Consider the following 17,238-nt stretch of genomic DNA (forward strand, 5'->3'; position numbering starts at 1 on the left):
GCGCGTCCTGTCTGGTGGAGAGGTTTCCGGAGAAGGGGACAGGACGTTGAGCTTTAACCGACGTGCGGTGCTGACTTTGGGTGCCGGAGCGGCGCTGGCGGTGGCGGTTCCCGCCCAGGCGCACGCTTCGACGATCACCGGCAGGCTGCGCGAACTGGAGAAGCGGCACCACGCACGCCTCGGCGTGTTCGCCACGGACACCGGCACCGGCCGCACGGTCCTGCACCGCGCGGACGAACTCTTTCCGATGTGCTCGACCTTCAAGACCATCGCGGCCGCGGCGATCCTGCGCAAGGACCGCGACGGGACGTTGCTGGGCAAGGTGATCACCTACACCAAGTCCGATGTGGACAAGTCGGGCCACGGCCCGGTCACCGGCAGGCCCGAGAACCTCGCGAACGGCATGACCGTCTCGGCCCTGTGCGAGGCGACCATCACCTACAGCGACAACTGCGCGGCGAACCTGCTGCTCAAGGAGCTCGGCGGCCCCACGGCGATCAGCCGCTTCAGCCGGTCGATCGGCGACCCGGTGACGCGCCTCGACCGCTACGAGCCCGAGCTGAACTCGGCGGAACCCGGCCGCGTCACCGACACGACGTCCCCGCGCGCCATCGGCCAGAGCTACGCGCGCCTGACGCTGGGCCACGCCCTCAACAGCAACGACGCCGACCAGCTCACGAAGTGGCTGCTGGCCAACACGACCGGCGGCAACCGGGTCCGCGCAGGCCTGCCCGCCGCGTGGGGCTGGGGCGACAAGACCGGCACCGGCAGCTACGGCACCACGAACGACGTCGGCATCGCGTTCCCGCCCGGCCGCGCGCCGATCGTGATCGCGGTCCTCTCGACCCGCGAGGACGAACCGACCGGCGGCGCCGACGAACCGCTGCTGGCCAAGACCGCGGAACTGGTGGCGGCGACCTTCAGCTGACCGGCACCGGTGGAGCGGTCCGGGACAGCCCAGGGAACTGCCCCGGACCGCTCCGCCAACCGGACGCCCTCTCCGTCGAACGCTGGTCGAACGCGCGCACACCGGCTACGGTGCAATGCGAATCTCGTTCACGTTCCCAAAGGCGGCGGCGATGCGGCGAGCGGTTCTCCTGGTGGTCCTCTTCCTCCTCTCCCTCACGGTCACCCCGGCACGCGCGGAGTTCGACGGCTCCGAGCTGCGGGTGTCCGGCGGGGTCTTCCGCGACGAACACGGCCGCGAGGTGGTGTTGCGCGGCTTCAACGTCTCCGGCACGGCGAAGCTCGCCGAGTACCGCGGGCTCCCGTTCGCTGGCACGGCGGACGCGCGCAGGTCGGCGCGAGCCATGAAACAACTGACCGGCGCGAACGCCGTGCGGTTCCTGCTGACGTGGGCGTGGATCGAACCGCAGCGCGGCCAGATCGACCACGCCTACCTCGACGGCGTGACGGCACAGCTGCGGGCCTTCACCGACGAGGGCATCCGCGTCTACCTGGACTTCCACCAGGACCTCTACTCGCGCCACCTGTTCAACAAGGACAGCTGGTACACCGGCGACGGCGCGCCGGCGTGGGCGGCGAGCGGGTACCCCAAGGAATCGTGCGGGATCTGCGTGCACTGGGGCCAGAACATGAAGAACAACAACGCCGTCACCGCCGCCACCTACGATTTCTGGCACAACCGCGACGGTGTTCAGGACTCGTTCGTCAACGCGGCCGGCGAGGCTTTGAAGCACGTCAGGGAAGCGTTGCCCGCCAACGAGTTCAAGCTCGTCGTCGGTGTCGATCCGCTCAACGAGCCCTATGCGGGCAAGTACGACGCCGGGCAGACGTCACCAATGTGGGAGCGCGATCTCCTGATGCCGTTCTACCAGCGCTTCCGCGCGGAGATGGACGAGGCGGGCTGGGCGCACAAGCCCGCTTTCGTGGAGCCGCTGGTGTTCTGGAATCAGAACGTGGACTTCTTCGCCGAACCCGGCGGCCTCACGCTCGTCCCGAACCTCGGCGACCGGTTCGTGTTCAACGCGCACTTCTACGACGGCAAGGCGCAGTCCGGCGTCCTCATGCCGGGCAAGGCGGCGGACGGCCAGTACACGCAGGCGTTCGGCACGATCCGCGACCGCGCCAGGGCACTCGGCACCACCGCGATCGTCTCCGAGTTCGGCCACCCCGTCTCGGGCTTCACCTCCGACAAGACGCCGTCCGTGCTGAAGGCGATCTACCAGGGGCTCGACTCGACGGCACCGGGCGCCCGCTGGTGGTCGGCACCGCGCGGCAGCGTGATCTCGGGCAGCCAGTGGCACTGGGACACCAACTACGGCCGCCACCGCGAGCTGATGAACGACAACCCGGGCAAGGTCAAGACCGACGGCGACGCCATGAACGACGAGCACTTCTCGGCGGTCAGGCTCGACGCGGCCGGGAACGCGGTGCTCAACGTCGACCGCGCGATCGTCGACCGGGTCTACCCGCAGGCCGTCGCGGGCACCACGCTCGCGTTCACCTACGAGGACCGCGCCTACCAGACCTGGCAGCAGATCCCGCTGGGAGGCGTTCGCACGCTGGTCGGTTCCGCGCCGTTCGCCGTGATCGTCTGGGACTCGGACGGAGGCAGCGCGCCGACCGAGCTGCACCTGCCCGAGTCACTGCGGTCGCCGCTCGTGGTCAGTTCGGCGTCCTCGACGGTGCAGGGCGACAAGCTGCTGCTGCGATCCGGTGCGGGACGGCAGTTCGCGCTGGTCACGGCCCCGTCGAACGGCAACGTCGCGGCTGCGGAGGCCGAGATCCGCCAGTGGTACGTAAGCTGGTGAAGTGCGAACCAGGCCCACTCTGAGCTGGACGAACCCGGGCCCGTCGCTGCCGCGCGCCACCACCCTCACCGACGTCGTGCCGATCGTCGCCGAGGGTGGGGTGCTGGTGCTCAGCGGTGCGGGCCTCTCGACCGAGTCCGGCATCCCCGACTACCGCGGCGAGGGCGGGTCCCTGCGCAAGCACACCCCGATGACCTACGACGAGTTCACCTCCAGCCAGGCCGGGCGGCAGCGCTACTGGGCGCGCAGCCACGTCGGCTGGCGCACCATCGCCCGCGCGCACCCGAACGCGGGCCACCACGCCGTCACCAGGCTGTCGGACAGGCTCTGCGGCGTCATCACGCAGAACGTCGACGGACTGCACCAGGCCGCGGGCTCGCAGGACGTCGTGGAGCTGCACGGCGGCCTCGACCGCGTCATCTGCCTCGGCTGCCGGCTGCTCACGCCGCGCATCGACCTCGACCGCCGCCTGCGCGAGGCGAACCCGGACTTCCACGTGACGACCGACGAGGTCAACCCGGACGGCGACGTCTTCCTGCCCGAGGAGACCGTCCGAGGCTTCGAGGTCGTCCCGTGCGAGGAGTGCGGCGGCGTGCTCAAGCCGGACGTCGTGTTCTTCGGCGAGAACGTGCCGCGCCCCCGCGTCGAGCAGTGCTTCGAGCTCGTCGACAACGCGCGGTCCCTGCTCGTCCTCGGCTCCTCGCTGACGGTCATGTCCGGGCTGAGGTTCGTGCGCAGGGCCGCCACCGCGGGCATCCCGGTCGTGATCATCAACCGGGGCGAGACCCGAGGTGACGCTCACGCGTCGTTGAGGGTCGACCTGCCGCTCGGGCAGTCGCTGACGGAGCTCGCCGACCTGGTGACGTGACCCGGAAGGTCGCCGGGCCACACCACTAGTTCTGTGACCGGAACTGGTCCAGCACGCGCCGTTCGCGCTTCGTCGGACGCCCCGCGCCCCGGTCGCGCCGGGCGATCGGGAGCTCGACGGGCGGCGGTGGAGTGCGGTCGATGAAGCAGGTCACCGCGACCGCCGCTCCGACGCGTTTCTGGATCACCCGCACGACCTCGACGGTCCAGGTCTTGTCGTTCACGCGGATGCGGACCCGGTCGCCGGGCACGACCGTCGCCGAGGCCTTCGCGGGCTTGTCGTTGATGCGCACGTGACCGCCCTTGCACGCCTGTGAGGCGTCCGGGCGGGTCTTCGTCAGCCGGACCGCCCACAGCCAGCGGTCGATGCGCGTGGACTCCACCCCGCCATCATGGCACTCTCGGAGATCATGAGGCTTCTGGCGGTCGCTCTGACCCTCGCCGCGTCACTGACCCCCGTCGGCCCGCTCGGCGAGCTCACCGGCCTGGCCGTGCAGCGCGTCCAGGTCGCCGACCTGGTGGCGGCGGCCAAGTTCGGGACGGCACAGCCGATCGACGATCCCGTGCGCGAGCAGCAGGTGCTCGACGGCGTGCGCGCCAAGGCCGTGGACCTGCGGCTGGACCCGGAGAACGCGGCGCGGTTCTTCCGCGCCCAGATCGAGGCGAACAAGCTCGTGCAGCGCGGCCTCCACGCGCGCTGGACCGAGCACCCCGAAGAAGCGCCGCAGCACCGGCCCGATCTCGCCACCGAGGTCCGGCCGGTCCTCGACCGGCTGACGACCGGAATCCTGGCCGAGCTCAAGGACACCGAACAGCTCAGAAGGCCCACGCTGCGGTGCGAGATCCACGCGACCGTCGCGGAACGGTCGGCGGTGGTGCTGCACCGCCTCGACCGGCTGCACGAGGCCGCGTTGGCCGAGGCGATGCGCACGGTCTGCGCCTAAGCCTCCACTGTGGACTGAAGGCCGAGCATGCGCGCGAGGCCCGTCAGTTCCAGCACCCGTGTGACCTGGTCGGACGCGGCGGAGAGCTTCAGTCCGCCCGCCGCGGCCGACGCACGGGCATGTCCGCGCACGAGAGCGCTCACGCCGCTGGAGTCGCAGAACCGGACCCCTGTGAGGTCCAGCACGACGTAGCGGTGGCCGTTGTCGAGGAGGCGGTCGAGCCGCGCGAGCAGCCTTTCCGAACCGGCACCGGCGAGCTCGCCGGACACCGTGACGAGGGTGGAGGCAGGCGACGACTCGGTCACCGTGACTTCGAGCATTTCGCAGCTGTACCCACTGGTGGCTGTCGCGAAACTGGTTCACGTGCGAGTTCTGCTGACTTCCTTGCCCATCGGCTCCCACCTGCTGCCCGCGATGGTGCCGCTGGCGCGGGCGTTCCGGCGGCGCGGGCACCAGGCGGTGATCGCGACCGGGCCCGCGATGGCGCACCTCGAGCACACCGTCGTGATGCCCGACGTCCGGGCGCCGTCCGGCGTCGAGGCGTCGTGGCTTCCGGAACGCGACGGCGTGCTGAAGGCGCCGCTCTGGTCCAGCCCGCTCGTGGTCGCGTCCGCCGCCAACCTCCTCGACTTCGCCCGCACCTGGCGGCCTGACGTCATCGTGCGCGAGACCAGCGAGTACGGCGGCCAGATCGCGGCCGAGGTGCTCGGCATCCCGCACGCCCTGGTCGACATCGCGCCGTTCGCGCCGCTGGAGATCCCGCTGCTCGACGAGCTGATGGACAAGGTCCGCGCCCGGTTCGGCGTCGGCGCGGTCGATCCCGTCCTCACCGCCGGCCTGATGCCCTCCTCGTGGCATCCGGCCCAGCACCACTTCCGCGTGCCGATCGACGCGCCGGTCGAGGGCGGACCGGAGGTCGTCGCGTCCTTCGGCGCCCACACCCGGATGCCGGACTCGACGCTGCCGCACGTCGTCGTGGAGGCGCTCGGCCGGGTCGGCGCCCGGTCGGTCGTCGCGGTCGGCCCCGGCGAGTGGACCGGTCCGCGCCCGTCGAACGTCCGCCTCGAACCGGAGATCCCGCGGCAACGGTTTCTCGGCACCGCGGAGGTGTTCGTGACGCACGCGGGTTGCGGCGGTGTGCGGGAGGCGTTGACCGCGGGCGTGCCGATGGTCGCGCTGCCGTTGTTCGCCGACCAGCCGCGCAACGCGGATCGAATTCAAGATCTCGGACTGGGCGTTCGAGTGGACGTGAAAGGACTGACCGCCGACGTTCTCGCGGAACGGGTCCAGCACGTGCTGAACACGAAGACTTATCACGACACCGCGAAGAGCCACGCTGCGCAGATGATCGATTCGGAGGAATTCACGAATATTCCTGACCACCTCGTATCCGCTGTGTGACGGCTTTTTGGTTGTGGTCAAAAGCTTCGACGGAAATTTAGTCCGTCTGGAGACTGGCGGTGGGGCAGGTGCTTGTTGGGGAGAACAGGTCGCCTGTAAGAGGGGAAACCAGGGGGATATATGAAGAGGCACGTGCGCGACAGTTTCTTCGTCGTGGGCGAAGGTGTGCTGGAATTCGACGGACGAGGTGAGGCCACCACGCGTCAGCCCTCCACCGCGGAGGAGTTGCGCAGGTTCCGGTTCTCGCGGCTGGGGCCGAAGGGACCGCGGACGGACGAGGAGACGCGGGCTGCCCTCGCGGCCGCGATCACCGCGGACGTGGCGCAGCCCGACTCGGCGGACCCGGCCGTCCCGGCGGGCTTCACCTACCTCGGCCAGTTCGTCGACCACGACCTGACCATGGACCGCACCGAGTCGCAGCTCGGGCAGGACGTCAACCTCGACGAGCTGACGCAGGGCCGTTCGCCCGCGCTGGACCTCGACTCGGTGTACGGCCGCGGCCCGCGCGACAAGGACGACCAGGCCTTCTACGCCCAGGACGGCGTGAAGTTCAAGGTGGGCACCACGACGCCGGTGCCGTTCCCGGACGAGGGCACCAACGTCCCGTTCGAGGGCTTCGACCTGCCGCGCCGCGGTGGGACGGCCGGCACCGCGGCGGACCGGCGGCTGCCGTTGATCCCGGACGCCCGCAACGACGAGAACCTCGTGGTGGCGCAGACGCACCTCGCGTTCATCCGCTTCCACAACCGCGTGGTCGACGAGCTCGCGCTCACCGGCCTCACGGGCGAGCGGCTGTTCCGCGCCGCCAAGGAGCTCGTGGTGCGGCACTACCAGTGGATGCTGCGGACCGACCACCTGCCGCGGATCATCGACCCGGCGATCGTGGACGACGTCTTCACCCACGGCCGCAGGTTCTTCGAGGTGCCGGGCCACTGCCGGGACCACTCGCCGACGATGCCGATCGAGTTCTCGGTCGCGTCGTACCGCTTCGGGCACAGCCAGGTCCGGGCGCGGTACCAGTGGAACCGGGTGTTCAACTCGACGGGCCCCGGCGGTCTCGCGACGCTGTTCCAGCTCTTCACCTTCACCGGTGTGAGCGGCAACTTCGACCCCACCTCGGGGACGCCCGCCGACCTCGACGACGTGAACCGGGGCCCGATCTTCACGTTGCCCAGCAACTGGATCGCGGACTTCCGGAGGCTCTACGACTTCACCGAGGCCGAGCGGGACGACCTGGTGCCGCCCGCGGAGCTCGGCGGCGGCAACGTCACCAAGCGGATCGACACACTGCTCGTCGACCCGTTGAAGGAGCTGCCGGCCGGCACGTTCGGCGGGCGCGGCACGCAGTTCCGGGAGATCGAGCGCAACCTCGCGTTCCGGAACCTGACCAGGGCCTCGATGATGGAGCTCGCCACGGGCCAGCAGCTCGCCGAGCTGTTCTGCGCCGAGCCCCTCACCGCCGAGCAGATCCTCGTCGGCAACGGAGGCGCGGTCGTCGAAGGGCTCTCGGAAGAGCAGCAGGCCCAGCTGGTCGCCGCCACCCCGTTGTGGTTCTACGTTCTGCGCGAGGCCGAGGTCGGCAACGGGCTCATGGGCCCGGTCGGCGGCCGGCTCACCGCGGAGGTGTTCCACCGCGCGATGGAGGGCAGCCGGATCTCGATCGTGCGCTCGCCGTACTGGCGGCCGACGCTCGGCCCGGACTCCAGCACGTTCCGCATGGTCGACCTGCTGCTGTTCGCTTTCGAGGGCAAGGCGGACCTGCTGAACCCGCTGGGCGACCCGGCGGCCTGATCCCTCCTCGTTCGTCCTGTCTGGCCGGGTGGTGGCAGCCAGACAGGAGAGGGAGATCATGTCGCGTCCAGGAACCACACGCCGCGAAAGCACCGGGGAACGCCTGACTCGTCTTGCGCGAGAGTCCGGAATCCCGTTGCTGCGCATCGGACTGGGGGTCGTGTACCTCTGGTTCGGCGCCCTGAAGCTCTTTCCCGGTGGCAGCCCCGCCCAGGACCTCGTCGAACGCACGGTGTCCGTGCTGACGTTCGGGATCGTCCACGGGGACATTGCCCGGGTGGGCGCCGCGATCTCGGAGATCGGGATCGCACTGGTGCTGCTGAGCTTCCGCGCGCCGCGGCTGACCGCGGTCCTGCTCGTCGGACACGTCGTGCTGGTGTCGACACCGCTGGTGTTGTTCCCCGGTGAGATGTGGTCCGGTCCGCTGCGGGCGTCGCTCGAAGGCCAGTACATCCTGAAGAACCTGGTGACCGTCGCCGCCGCGGTGGTCATCGCCTCATCGCACCCGAGGGTGCGATGACCGGGAGCCGCTCGAACCTCGGGGATCGGGCGGCTTCCGGCGTTGTACGGTGCTGGGAATGGGGGAGATGTTCGCGCCTTTGGCGCATCCGGCTTTTCGCTGGCTGTTCGCAGGCAGGTTCACGACCGTCATCGGCAACTCGATGGCGCCGATCGCACTGGCCTTCGCCGTTCTCGACCTGACCAGCTCGGTCACCTCGCTCGGCCTCGTCGTCGCCGCGCGGTCGGTGACGAACGTGGTGTTCCTGCTGTGGGGCGGGGTGGTCGCGGACCGGTTGCCGCGCAACCTCGTGCTCGCCGGCTCGTGCGCGGTCAGCTTCGTCAGCCAGGCCCTGATCGCGGCGCTCGTGCTCACCGGAACCGTGTCGCTGCCGTGGTTCGTCGTGCTGTCGGCGGTCAACGGCATGTCGAGCGCGTTCGCGTTCCCGGCCTCCGCGGCGTTGCTGCCGCAGACGGTGCCCGCGGACCTGCGTCAGCGTGCCAACGCGGTGCTGCGCCTCGGTTCGAACACCGGCAACATCGGCGGCGCGTCACTGGGCGGGCTGCTGATCGCGTTCACCGGTCCCGGCTGGGGCCTCGCGGTGGACGCGCTGTCGTTCGCCCTCGCCGGTGTGTTCTTCGCGTTCGTGCGCGTGCCGGCCGCCCGTGCCGCGGCCGAGCACAAGCCGTCGGTGTTCGCCGAGCTGAGGGTGGGCTGGACGGAGTTCGTGGCGCGGCAATGGGTCTGGGTCGTCGTCGTGGCCTTCACGTTCGTCAACGCGGCGTACGTGGGGGGCGTGTTCCTCCTCGGCCCGGTGCTCGCCGACACCACGTTCGGCCGCGAGGTGTGGGGCCTGGTCCTGGCCGCGCAGACGGCGGGCATGGTCGCGGGCGCGTTCGTCGCGATGCGGCTCAAGGCCCGCCGCCTGCTGCTCGTCGGGGTGGCCTGCGTGGGCGCGTTCGTGTCCCTGCCGCTCGTGATGGTCCTGTACCCGCAGCCCTGGGCGCTCCTGCTCGCCGCGTTCGTGTGCGGGCTCGGCATGGAACAGTTCGGTGTGGCGTGGGAGACCTCGTTGCAGCACCACGTGCCCGCGGACAAGCTCGCGCGCGTCTACTCCTACGACATGCTCGGGTCGGTCGTGGCGATCCCGCTGGCGCAGCTGGCGATCGGCCCGCTGTCGCACGCGTTCGGGACCTCCGCCGCGCTGCTGGGGTGTGCCGTGATCTACGTGCTCGCAACGGCGGGGATGCTCGCGTCCCGGTCGGTGCGGACCGTCGTGAACGAACCCGCCGCGCAGCCGGTGTGACCAGAGTGCCCGGCATGGGGAGAGTTCTGGGGGTTCTTGCCGTCGCGCTGGTGTGCGCGGCCTGTTCTGCCGACGAGAAGCCGGTGCCACCGCCGACCACGCACCAGGCCGCGCCGTGCCAGGTCGAGGAGAACGTGCCGAAGCCGGTGCAGCGCGTCGCCGCGCAGCCGACCGACGGCGGCGGGCCGGACGTCGCGCCGCACCACGTCGAGAACAACGGCTGGAAGCAGCGCAAACCGCTCGGCACCGAGGCCACGGCCAAGGGCCGTGACACGATCGCCCAGGTCGGCCCGATCCTGAAGCGGGTGTGCGAGTCGGGCGACTTCTCCGTCGGCACCACCGAGAAGGCGCTGGCGGAGCTGCGGCCGCAGGTGGAGCAGCCGTACCCGGACCAGCGCTTCCTCGGGTTCACGATCACCCTCGACGGCGGGGCGTGCGTGCTCGGGGACCTCAAGCCCGGTCTGGTGAGGATCTTCCTCGACGGTACGAACGGCGAGGGGTCCTGCTACACCCCGAAGACGCACTAGGACAGGGCCTACACGGCGGCGGTGCCGATCAGCCCGTTGCGCGTCACCAACGCCGTGAGCTCTGCCTCGCTGAGGTCCTGGGTGCCCTCGGGCCGGCGCGGCAGCACCATGTAGCGCGACTCGGCGTTCGCGTCCCACACCGCGACCTCGGTGGTGCCGGGCAGGGTCAGCCCGAACTGCTCCAGCACCTCGCGCGGGTGGCTGACCACCTTCGCGCGGTACGCCGGGCTCTTGTACCAGGTGGGGGACGGTCCGAGCAGGGAGAGCGGGTAGCAGCTGCACAGCGTGCACACGATGACGTTGTGCACGTCCTCGGTGTTCTCGACGACGTGCAGCTGCTGCACCTGCAGGCCGCCGCCCATCGAGAGGCCGAGCTCGGGCAGGGCGTCGTTCGCGTTGTCCAGCAGGCGGGTGCGGAAGCCGTCGTCGGTCCAGGCCCGTGCCACGACGCGGAAGCCGTTGGCGGGGGAGGCCCGGTGCGTGAAGGCCTCCAGCGCGCGGTCCAGCTCCTGCGCGTCCAGGAGGCCCTTCTCCTCGAGGATCGCTTCGAGCTCCCGGACGCGCGCGGCGATCGGGGAGTCGTCGTGGTCGTCACTCATCGCTGAGGTAGTCCTCCCAGAGGGACAGCGTCACGCTGTGGTCGCCTTGGCCGAACAGTTCGCGTGCGGAGAAGCGCACGTGGTAGACCTGCTGGGACTGCTGGACTCCCTGTGCGCTCAGGTCCGCCAGCGGGTGCACGCCGTCGCGGCCGACGACCGTGCCGACGTGGCCGCGCGCGTAGTGCGGCAGCCTGGTGTGGTGGTCGGGGTCCACTGTGGACGTGCGGACCCGGTCGCCGGTGCGGAAGCGCTCAGACAACGCCGCGCTCCTTCAGCAGCGTCTGGATCGCGCGGAACCAGTTCTCGTAGTAGGACGACTCGTGCGACATCGTGCGTTCGACGGCGTCCCGGAACTCGTCGAGGTTGTAGACGCCCCGGCCGATCAGCGCCCGGTTCATGGCCATGACGTGCGCTTCCCAGTCGGCGTGGAAGGGCGGTTCGTCCAGTTCCTCGAGAACCGGGCCGAAGCCGTCCTGGCCGCCGACGTCGTTGATCCTCGGCATCTCACCTCCTGCGTTCAGCCAGATTCTGCGCCGCCTCCCGCCAGTTCGGGAAGTGGAACTCGAACCCGGCCCGCCCGAGCCTGCCCGGCACGACCCGGCGGCTCTTGAGCAGCAGCTCGGTGTCGGTGCGGAGTGCGAAGGCGCCGATCTCGGCCATCCAGCTCGTCGCGGGCAGGCCGGCCGGCACCTTCCACGCGCCGCGCAGCTCGCGCATGAACTCCCGCTGCGGCAACGGGTTCGGTGCCGCGAGGTTGACCGGCCCCGCGATCGGTTCCCTGATCAGCAGCGCGACCGCCCGGACGAAGTCGTCGTCGTGGATCCACGAGATGTACTGGCGTCCGCCCGCCACCGGCCCGCCGAGCCCCAGGCGCGCCATCCACGAGAGGTGGTCGAAGACTCCGCCGCGGTCCGGGCTCATCACCATCGCGGACCGCAGCGCGACCTTGCGGGTGCCCGGCGTGTCGGCCTCGTCCAGCTCGGCCTCCCAGCGCTTGGCGATCTCGACGCTGTACGTCCAGTAGCCCGGCACGTCCGGCTCACGGCCGCCCAGGGTGCCCGTGTCCTCGTCGTTGGCCGCGTCGAACCGGTGCGCGTAGATCGTCGCCGTGCTCATCTGCAGCCACACCGCGGGCGGGTCGTCCGCCTTCGCGATGGCCTCGCCGACGACCCGTGCCGAGTCCACGCGCGAGCGCATCATCTGCTGCAGGTTCTCGGCGGTGTAGCGGCAGCTCACGCTCCGCCCGGCCAGGTTGACCACGACGTCGGCGCCGTCGATCTCGCCGGCCCACCTGCCGAGCGTGTGGCCGTCCCAGCGCACGCCGGCGCTGCGGCCGATGATCACCACCTCGTGGCCCGCCGCCCTCAGCGCACGGGTCAGCACGCCGCCGACCTGGCCCGTTCCACCTGGAATCACGATCTTCATGTCGTCCGTCCCCCTCTCCGGCGACGCTAGTGCCCGGTTGCTGAGAGGTGTTTCAGTTATGCTCCCGCAAAACGCTCAAACGAACAGGCGGTCGGTCATGCGGGAGTCCAGCGAGGCACGACGGCAGCGGATCCTGGCCGTCACGGCGTCGCGGGGCACGGTCAAGGTGAGCGATCTGGCCGAGGAGCTCGACGTCTCGATCGTCACGATCAGACGGGACGTCGAGGAGCTCGCCCGGCTCGGCAAGCTGCGGCGCGGGCACGGCGTCGCGCGCTCCCTCACGCCCGTCGAGCAGCCCATGCCGACGCAGGCCACGAACGGGGCGATCGCGCTCGTCGTGCCGGAGCGCCACACGTACCTCTACGAGACGATGAACGGCGCCCGCAAGACCCTCGAAGAGGCCGGCATGCGGGTGGTCCTGCACATCGCGCCGCAGGTCAGGGGTGCTGAACGGCCCATCGTCGAGAAGGCGCTCACCGAGTCCGTCCAGGGCCTGCTGATGGCGCCGCGGTGGCGCACGTTCGAGGAGGAGGCCGAGGACGACTGGCTCGCGGACACCGGCGTGCCGACCGTCCTGATGGAACGCCGCCCGAGCGGTGGCCTGCGGGCGATGAACTCGGTGTGCTCGGACCACTGGTACGGCATGCGTCTGGCCGTGAAGCACCTGACCGACCTAGGGCATCGGCGGATCGTGCTCGCAGCACGCGACGACAGCCCGACCGCACGCGTGCTGCGCAGGGCATTCCGGGAGATCTCGGCGGGCCTGGAGGACGCGGTCACGGTCCTGAGCTCGCCGGACACCGGGATCGTGGACGTGGTGCGCCGGCATCGGGCCACGGCGGCCGTGTTGCACGGCGACGAGGACGCGTTGATGCTGGTCCAGCAGATGATGCACGCCGGCATGGACGTGCCGGGGACGTGCTCGGTCGTGTCGTACGACGACGTGGTCGCGTCGCTCGGCAGCATTCCGCTCACGGCCGTCGCGCCGCCGAAGACCGAGGTCGGCAAAGTCGCCGCCGAGTTGCTGCTGAGGAAGCTGAAAGGCGAGGTCACGGCCACCGCGCGGGTCGAGCTGCTGCCCACGTTGAAGATCCGCTCATCAACTGAGCGTTTGACCGTTTCTTGACGTCAAACCGATCAGGCGATCAGGATGCGATCCATGCGCCTGAGTCGTCGCACACTTCTCGCGGCGGGCCTCACGGCACCATTGGCGGCCTGCTCCACTCCGCAACGCCGCGGTGCCGGAGGTCCGGTAGAGATCACGTTCTGGTCGGCCCTGCGCGGTAGCCAGCAGGTCGTCGACGCGTTCAACTCCTCGCAGAACCGCATCAGGGTGGTCTTCCAGCAGATCCCCTCCGGTGGGCAGGGCGGGTACGCCAAGCTCAGCAACGCGGCTCGTGCGGGCAACGCACCGGACGTCGCCACGATCGAGTACCCGCAGGTCCCGGGGTATGCGATCGACGGCGTGGCCCGCGACATCACCGACCTGGTGACGGACCGCCTGAAGCAGAAGCTGCTGCCGCAGGCCCTCAAGCTCACGACGTTCGACGACCGGGTGTTCAGCGTCCCGCTCGACGTCGAGCCGATGGTCCTGCACTACCGCGCGGACCTGTTCCAGGCCAACGGTTTCGAGATCCCCACGACGTGGGACGAGTTCGCCGGCCTCGCTCGGACCGTCAGGAGCAGGTTCCCGGACAAGAGGCTCACGCTGTTCCCCACCGACGGCGGCACGCAGTTCGCCTGCCACGCCTGGCAGGCCGGCGCCCAGTGGTTCGACACCAGCGGCGGCAGGTGGCGCGTGTCCCTGGCCGACGGGCCGACCCAGAAGGTCGCGGCCTACTGGCAGGGACTGATCGACGAGGACCTGGTGTTCCGCAACGCGGGCGACAGCAAGCAGCACGACGCGCAGATCGGGCAGGACCGGGTGATCACCAGGCTCAGCGGCGCGTGGGACGCGGGTGCGCAGATGAGGGCGAGGCCCGCGCAGAAGGGCAGGTGGCGCATCGCCCCCATGCCTGTCTGGGACGAGCAGGTGGTCGGCACCCACGGCGGTTCGACGTTCGCGGTCACCAAGGACTCGCGGGAGCCCGAGGCCGCGATGGAGTTCATCGAGTGGCAGTGCACCCACCCGGACGCGCTGACGGCCCGGCTGAAGAGCGGCACCAGCAGCCAGTACCCGGTCGCGCCGGGCCTCGTCGAGGCGGGCGCGAAGGCGTTCCCCGGCGAGTACTACGGCGGCCAGGACATCTACCGGCTCTTCCAGCAGGAGGCGGACAAGATCCGCGACGGCTGGGTGTGGGGACCGCGGATGACCGCCACCCTCAAGGTCATGCAGGACGGGTTCGCGAAGGCGGGCGCCGGTGTCGGCACGGTGATCGAGGCGGTGCGGGAGGCCCAGAGCGGCACCATGCCCGACCTCGAGGCGCTCGGTCTGTCCACTGAGGAGGGTGTGCGGTGAGGAGCAAGCTCGCCTGCGCCGTCCTGATGGCGCCGTTCTTCCTGTTGCTCGTCACGGTCTTCCTCGTCCCGACCGGCACAGCGATGTGGCTCAGCTTCTTCGCCGCCGACCAGCCGGGGCTGGGGTTCGGGCCGGAGAGCACCGTGTTCGTCGGCCTGCGCAGCTACGTCGCCGTGCTCAGCGACCCGACGTTCCTCAACAGCCTGTTCACCGTCGTGCTGTACTGCCTGCTCTACATCCCGTTGATGGTCGTCGGCGCGCTCACCCTCGCGTTGCTGCTCGACTCCGGCGTGGCGAAGCTGCGCGGCTGGATGCAGATGGGCCTCTACCTGCCGCACGCCGTGCCGGGCATCATCGCGGCCCTGATCTGGCTCTACCTCTACACGCCCGGTCTGAGCCCGATCATCGACCTGTTCGCGAAGGCGGACGTCCAGATCAGCTTCCTCGGCATCGACACCGTGCTGCCGTCGATCGTGAACATCGCGCTGTGGAGCAACCTCGGCTACAACATGGTGATCTTCTACGCCGCGTTGCAGGCCGTGCCTCGCGAAGTGCTGGAGGCGTCCGTCGTGGACGGTGCGGGGCCGGTCAAGCAGGCCCTGCGCATCAAGGCACCGCTGGTGCGCGGCGCCATCGTCACGGTCGGCATCTTCACGCTGATCTGGGCGCTGCAGCTGTTCACCGAACCCGTGCTGCTCAGCCAGTCCACACCGATGATCAGCGCCCGGTTCTCGCCGAGCATGTACATCTTCGACGCCGCCTTCACCCGCAACAACTACGGCCTCGCCGCGGCCGCGTCCGTGATCCTGCTGGCCTTCACGGTCGCGCTGTCCTACGGCGTCACCCGCTGGACGAACAGGAAGGCCGACTGATGACCCTCCTCGGCCGCACCACGGTGAACGTGGTCATCGGCGTCTCGGTGCTCTACACGCTGCTGCCGGTCATGTGGCTGGTGCTCGCCGCCACCAAGAACGTCGACGCGCTGTTCAACAGCGACCTGTTCGGCGGGTTCTCGCTGGTGGAGAACGTCAAGAACCTGTTCGCGATGGACAAGGGCCTCTACGGGCGCTGGTACGTCAACAGCCTGCTGTACGCGGTGATCGGCGCGGGCGTCAGCGCGTTCATCTCGATCGCCGCGGGCTACGCGTTCGACAAGTACGCCTTCCGTCACAAGGAGAAGCTCTTCGGGCTCGTCCTCGCGGCGGTCATGGTGCCGCAGACCGTGCTCGCGCTGCCGCTGTACCTGATGGCGTCCGAGGCGGGCCTGGTGAACACGTTCTGGGCGGTGTTCATCCCGGCGCTGTTCAACCCGTTCGGCGTCTACCTGGGCAGGATCTTCGCGCAGGGCTACGTGCCGGACGAGGTGCTGGAGGCCGCCCGCATCGACGGCGCGGGCGACCTCGCCACGTACTTCAAGGTCGCGTTCAGGATGCTCGGACCGGGCATGGTCACGCTGTTCCTGTTCCAGCTCACCACGATCTGGAACAACTTCTTCCTGCCCATGGTCATGCTGTCCGACCAGAAGCTCTATCCCGTCAGCCTCGGCCTCTACCAGTGGAACAGCTCGGCCACTGTCTCTCCCGAGTACTACCCGGTGGTGATCATGGGATCTCTCTTCGCGGTGCTGCCGCTGATCCTCGCGTTCATGGTGCTGCAACGGTTCTGGAAGGCCGGCATGACCGCGGGAGCCGTCAAGTGAGGGCCGCGGGCGTGATGTCGGAGGAGGCCGCCTCCGCCGTCCTCGCGCCCGTGCTCCACGACCTTCGCTCGGTCTGCGACTTCACCGGCGTGCACTCGGACTTCGGAGGCGTCCCGGACGTCGACCTGCTCGTCACGGGCTGGGGGTGTCCGCCGATCACCGCCGAGGTGCTCGCCCGGCTGCCCCGGCTGAAGGCGATCGTGCACACCGCCGGCTCGGTCAGGGGCTTCGTCACCGACGCCTGCTGGGACCGCGGCATCGCGGTGTCGTCGGCCGCGCAGGCCAACGCGCTGCCGGTGGCCGAGTACACCGTCGCGATGATCCTGCTGAGCGGCAAACGAGTGCTCGAACGCGCTCGGGAGTACCGCGAGACCAAGCAGATGTCGGTGTACGGGGTCCCCGCGTCGGTGGGCAACTTCGGAGCCACCGTCGGCATCCTGTCGGCGTCGCTGATCGGCCGCCGGGTGATCGAGCTGCTCGCGCCCTACGATTTCCACGTGCTGGTGCACGACCCGTTCGTGACCGAAGTGGACGGTGCCGAGCCCGTGGGTCTGGCCGAGCTGTTCGAACGCAGCGACGTCGTCAGCGTCCACACACCGCTGCTGCCGGAGACCAGAGGGCTGGTCAGCGGTGAGCTGCTGGGTTTGATGCGCGACGACGCCGTGCTGATCAACACCGCGCGTGGTGCGGTGGTCGACCAGGACGCGCTGGCGTCCGAGGTGGGGCGGATCCGTGCCGTGCTCGACGTGACGGATCCGGAGGTGCTGCCGGCGGACCACGCGTTGTGGCGGTCGGACCAGGTGCTGATCACACCGCACCTGGCGGGGTCGCAGGGCAACGAGTGGGGACGCCTCGGGCGGCACGCCGTCGAGGAGGTCCGGCGGTGGGCCGCGGGGGAGGGGTTCGCGACTCCGGTGCCCGCGGATCGCCGGGAGAGGATCGCGTGAC

The 17,238-nt window shown here is 69.8% G+C and carries 20 protein-coding genes; 14 read left to right on the forward strand and 6 right to left on the reverse strand.

The genetic code is table 11. The features are described from left to right. Window positions 1-46 precede the first annotated feature (46 nt). From bla to ACWF7A_RS13710, 3 genes are all read left to right on the forward strand, one after another. Window positions 47-928, forward strand: a complete 882-nt coding sequence (gene bla / locus ACWF7A_RS13700; protein ID WP_452250770.1) for a class A beta-lactamase — start codon at window positions 47-49, stop codon at window positions 926-928. A gap of 151 nt (window positions 929-1,079) precedes the next feature. After that, window positions 1,080-2,774 (forward strand): cellulase family glycosylhydrolase, encoded by a 1,695-nt coding sequence (locus tag ACWF7A_RS13705; protein ID WP_452250771.1) that lies wholly within the window; start codon window positions 1,080-1,082, stop codon window positions 2,772-2,774. A 1-nt stretch (window position 2,775) separates the two neighbouring features. Beyond that, complete coding sequence (locus tag ACWF7A_RS13710; RefSeq protein WP_452250772.1) at window positions 2,776-3,642, forward strand: NAD-dependent protein deacetylase; 867 nt, start codon at window positions 2,776-2,778, stop codon at window positions 3,640-3,642. Window positions 3,643-3,667: 25 nt separating this feature from the next. Here ACWF7A_RS13710 and ACWF7A_RS13715 read toward each other — a convergent pair whose 3' ends face one another. Then, window positions 3,668-4,024: an RNA-binding S4 domain-containing protein gene (locus tag ACWF7A_RS13715; protein WP_452250773.1), complete on the reverse strand. Its 357-nt coding sequence runs from the start codon at window positions 4,022-4,024 to the stop codon at window positions 3,668-3,670. A 9-nt stretch (window positions 4,025-4,033) separates the two neighbouring features. Here ACWF7A_RS13715 and aroQ point away from each other — a divergent pair, with 9 nt between their 5' ends. After that, window positions 4,034-4,585: a gamma subclass chorismate mutase AroQ gene (gene aroQ, locus ACWF7A_RS13720; protein WP_452250774.1), complete on the forward strand. Its 552-nt coding sequence runs from the start codon at window positions 4,034-4,036 to the stop codon at window positions 4,583-4,585. Here aroQ and ACWF7A_RS13725 read toward each other — a convergent pair. Then, window positions 4,582-4,905, reverse strand: coding sequence for an STAS domain-containing protein (locus ACWF7A_RS13725; protein WP_452250775.1), 324 nt, complete (start codon window positions 4,903-4,905; stop codon window positions 4,582-4,584). The genes aroQ and ACWF7A_RS13725 overlap by 4 nt on opposite strands. Window positions 4,906-4,948: 43 nt before the next feature. Here ACWF7A_RS13725 and ACWF7A_RS13730 point away from each other — a divergent pair, with 43 nt between their 5' ends. The 5 genes from ACWF7A_RS13730 (at window position 4,949) to ACWF7A_RS13750 (ending at window position 10,109) form a co-directional block, all read left to right on the forward strand. Beyond that, window positions 4,949-5,986 (forward strand): glycosyltransferase, encoded by a 1,038-nt coding sequence (locus ACWF7A_RS13730; RefSeq protein WP_452250776.1) that lies wholly within the window; start codon window positions 4,949-4,951, stop codon window positions 5,984-5,986. A 132-nt stretch (window positions 5,987-6,118) separates the two neighbouring features. Then, complete coding sequence (locus ACWF7A_RS13735; RefSeq protein ID WP_452250777.1) at window positions 6,119-7,777, forward strand: peroxidase family protein; 1,659 nt, start codon at window positions 6,119-6,121, stop codon at window positions 7,775-7,777. Between the two features lie 136 nt (window positions 7,778-7,913). Continuing rightward, window positions 7,914-8,297, forward strand: a complete 384-nt coding sequence (locus ACWF7A_RS13740) for a hypothetical protein (protein ID WP_452250778.1) — start codon at window positions 7,914-7,916, stop codon at window positions 8,295-8,297. A 58-nt stretch (window positions 8,298-8,355) separates the two neighbouring features. Continuing rightward, entirely contained in the window at window positions 8,356-9,582 is a 1,227-nt protein-coding gene (locus ACWF7A_RS13745) for an MFS transporter (RefSeq protein ID WP_452250779.1), read from the forward strand. Window positions 9,583-9,596: 14 nt separating this feature from the next. Continuing rightward, window positions 9,597-10,109: a hypothetical protein gene (locus ACWF7A_RS13750; protein ID WP_452250780.1), complete on the forward strand. Its 513-nt coding sequence runs from the start codon at window positions 9,597-9,599 to the stop codon at window positions 10,107-10,109. An 8-nt stretch (window positions 10,110-10,117) separates the two neighbouring features. Here ACWF7A_RS13750 and ACWF7A_RS13755 read toward each other — a convergent pair whose 3' ends face one another. Genes ACWF7A_RS13755 through ACWF7A_RS13770 form a run of 4 tightly spaced genes read right to left on the reverse strand, consistent with a single transcriptional unit; the run spans window position 10,118 to window position 12,133 of the window. Further along, window positions 10,118-10,708, reverse strand: a complete 591-nt coding sequence (locus ACWF7A_RS13755; protein ID WP_452250781.1) for a nitrile hydratase subunit alpha — start codon at window positions 10,706-10,708, stop codon at window positions 10,118-10,120. Beyond that, window positions 10,701-10,967 (reverse strand): SH3-like domain-containing protein, encoded by a 267-nt coding sequence (locus ACWF7A_RS13760; protein ID WP_452250782.1) that lies wholly within the window; start codon window positions 10,965-10,967, stop codon window positions 10,701-10,703. Before ACWF7A_RS13760 ends, ACWF7A_RS13755 begins: the two co-directional genes overlap by 8 nt. Beyond that, window positions 10,960-11,211 (reverse strand): hypothetical protein, encoded by a 252-nt coding sequence (locus ACWF7A_RS13765; protein ID WP_452250783.1) that lies wholly within the window; start codon window positions 11,209-11,211, stop codon window positions 10,960-10,962. Before ACWF7A_RS13765 ends, ACWF7A_RS13760 begins: the two co-directional genes overlap by 8 nt. Window position 11,212: 1 nt before the next feature. Further along, on the reverse strand, window positions 11,213-12,133 hold the full coding sequence (locus ACWF7A_RS13770) for a TIGR01777 family oxidoreductase (protein WP_452250784.1): 921 nt from the start codon (window positions 12,131-12,133) through the stop codon (window positions 11,213-11,215). Between the two features lie 97 nt (window positions 12,134-12,230). Between ACWF7A_RS13770 and ACWF7A_RS13775 the strand changes: the two genes are divergently transcribed. From ACWF7A_RS13775 to ACWF7A_RS13795, 5 genes are read left to right on the forward strand one after another with little or no spacing between them, the layout of a single operon-like run. Next, a complete protein-coding gene (locus tag ACWF7A_RS13775; RefSeq protein ID WP_452250785.1) occupies window positions 12,231-13,259 on the forward strand; it encodes a substrate-binding domain-containing protein in 1,029 nt (342 codons plus the stop codon). Window positions 13,260-13,292: 33 nt separating this feature from the next. Beyond that, the gene (locus tag ACWF7A_RS13780; RefSeq protein WP_452250786.1) at window positions 13,293-14,591 is read left to right on the forward strand and encodes an ABC transporter substrate-binding protein; all 1,299 of its coding nucleotides are present in this window, start codon (window positions 13,293-13,295) and stop codon (window positions 14,589-14,591) included. Next, complete coding sequence (locus ACWF7A_RS13785; protein WP_452250787.1) at window positions 14,588-15,463, forward strand: carbohydrate ABC transporter permease; 876 nt, start codon at window positions 14,588-14,590, stop codon at window positions 15,461-15,463. Before ACWF7A_RS13780 ends, ACWF7A_RS13785 begins: the two co-directional genes overlap by 4 nt. Then, window positions 15,463-16,290: a carbohydrate ABC transporter permease gene (locus ACWF7A_RS13790; protein ID WP_452250788.1), complete on the forward strand. Its 828-nt coding sequence runs from the start codon at window positions 15,463-15,465 to the stop codon at window positions 16,288-16,290. Before ACWF7A_RS13785 ends, ACWF7A_RS13790 begins: the two co-directional genes overlap by 1 nt. Further along, on the forward strand, window positions 16,287-17,237 hold the full coding sequence (locus ACWF7A_RS13795; RefSeq protein WP_452250789.1) for a hydroxyacid dehydrogenase: 951 nt from the start codon (window positions 16,287-16,289) through the stop codon (window positions 17,235-17,237). Before ACWF7A_RS13790 ends, ACWF7A_RS13795 begins: the two co-directional genes overlap by 4 nt. Window position 17,238: the final 1 nt, after the last annotated feature.

The organism is Lentzea sp. NPDC055074 (assembly GCF_053608005.1).

Coding starts and splice junctions, on each gene's coding strand:
- ACWF7A_RS13705 (WP_452250771.1), top strand. CDS start 1,080: ATGCGGCGAGCGGTTCTCCTGGTGGTCCTCTTCCTCCTCTCCCTCACG.
- aroQ (WP_452250774.1), top strand. CDS start 4,034: ATGGCACTCTCGGAGATCATGAGGCTTCTGGCGGTCGCTCTGACCCTC.
- ACWF7A_RS13725 (WP_452250775.1), bottom strand. CDS start 4,905: ATGCTCGAAGTCACGGTGACCGAGTCGTCGCCTGCCTCCACCCTCGTC.
- ACWF7A_RS13745 (WP_452250779.1), top strand. CDS start 8,356: ATGGGGGAGATGTTCGCGCCTTTGGCGCATCCGGCTTTTCGCTGGCTG.
- ACWF7A_RS13750 (WP_452250780.1), top strand. CDS start 9,597: ATGGGGAGAGTTCTGGGGGTTCTTGCCGTCGCGCTGGTGTGCGCGGCC.
- ACWF7A_RS13755 (WP_452250781.1), bottom strand. CDS start 10,708: ATGAGTGACGACCACGACGACTCCCCGATCGCCGCGCGCGTCCGGGAG.
- ACWF7A_RS13765 (WP_452250783.1), bottom strand. CDS start 11,211: ATGCCGAGGATCAACGACGTCGGCGGCCAGGACGGCTTCGGCCCGGTT.
- ACWF7A_RS13770 (WP_452250784.1), bottom strand. CDS start 12,133: ATGAAGATCGTGATTCCAGGTGGAACGGGCCAGGTCGGCGGCGTGCTG.
- ACWF7A_RS13775 (WP_452250785.1), top strand. CDS start 12,231: ATGCGGGAGTCCAGCGAGGCACGACGGCAGCGGATCCTGGCCGTCACG.
- ACWF7A_RS13780 (WP_452250786.1), top strand. CDS start 13,293: ATGCGCCTGAGTCGTCGCACACTTCTCGCGGCGGGCCTCACGGCACCA.
- ACWF7A_RS13790 (WP_452250788.1), top strand. CDS start 15,463: ATGACCCTCCTCGGCCGCACCACGGTGAACGTGGTCATCGGCGTCTCG.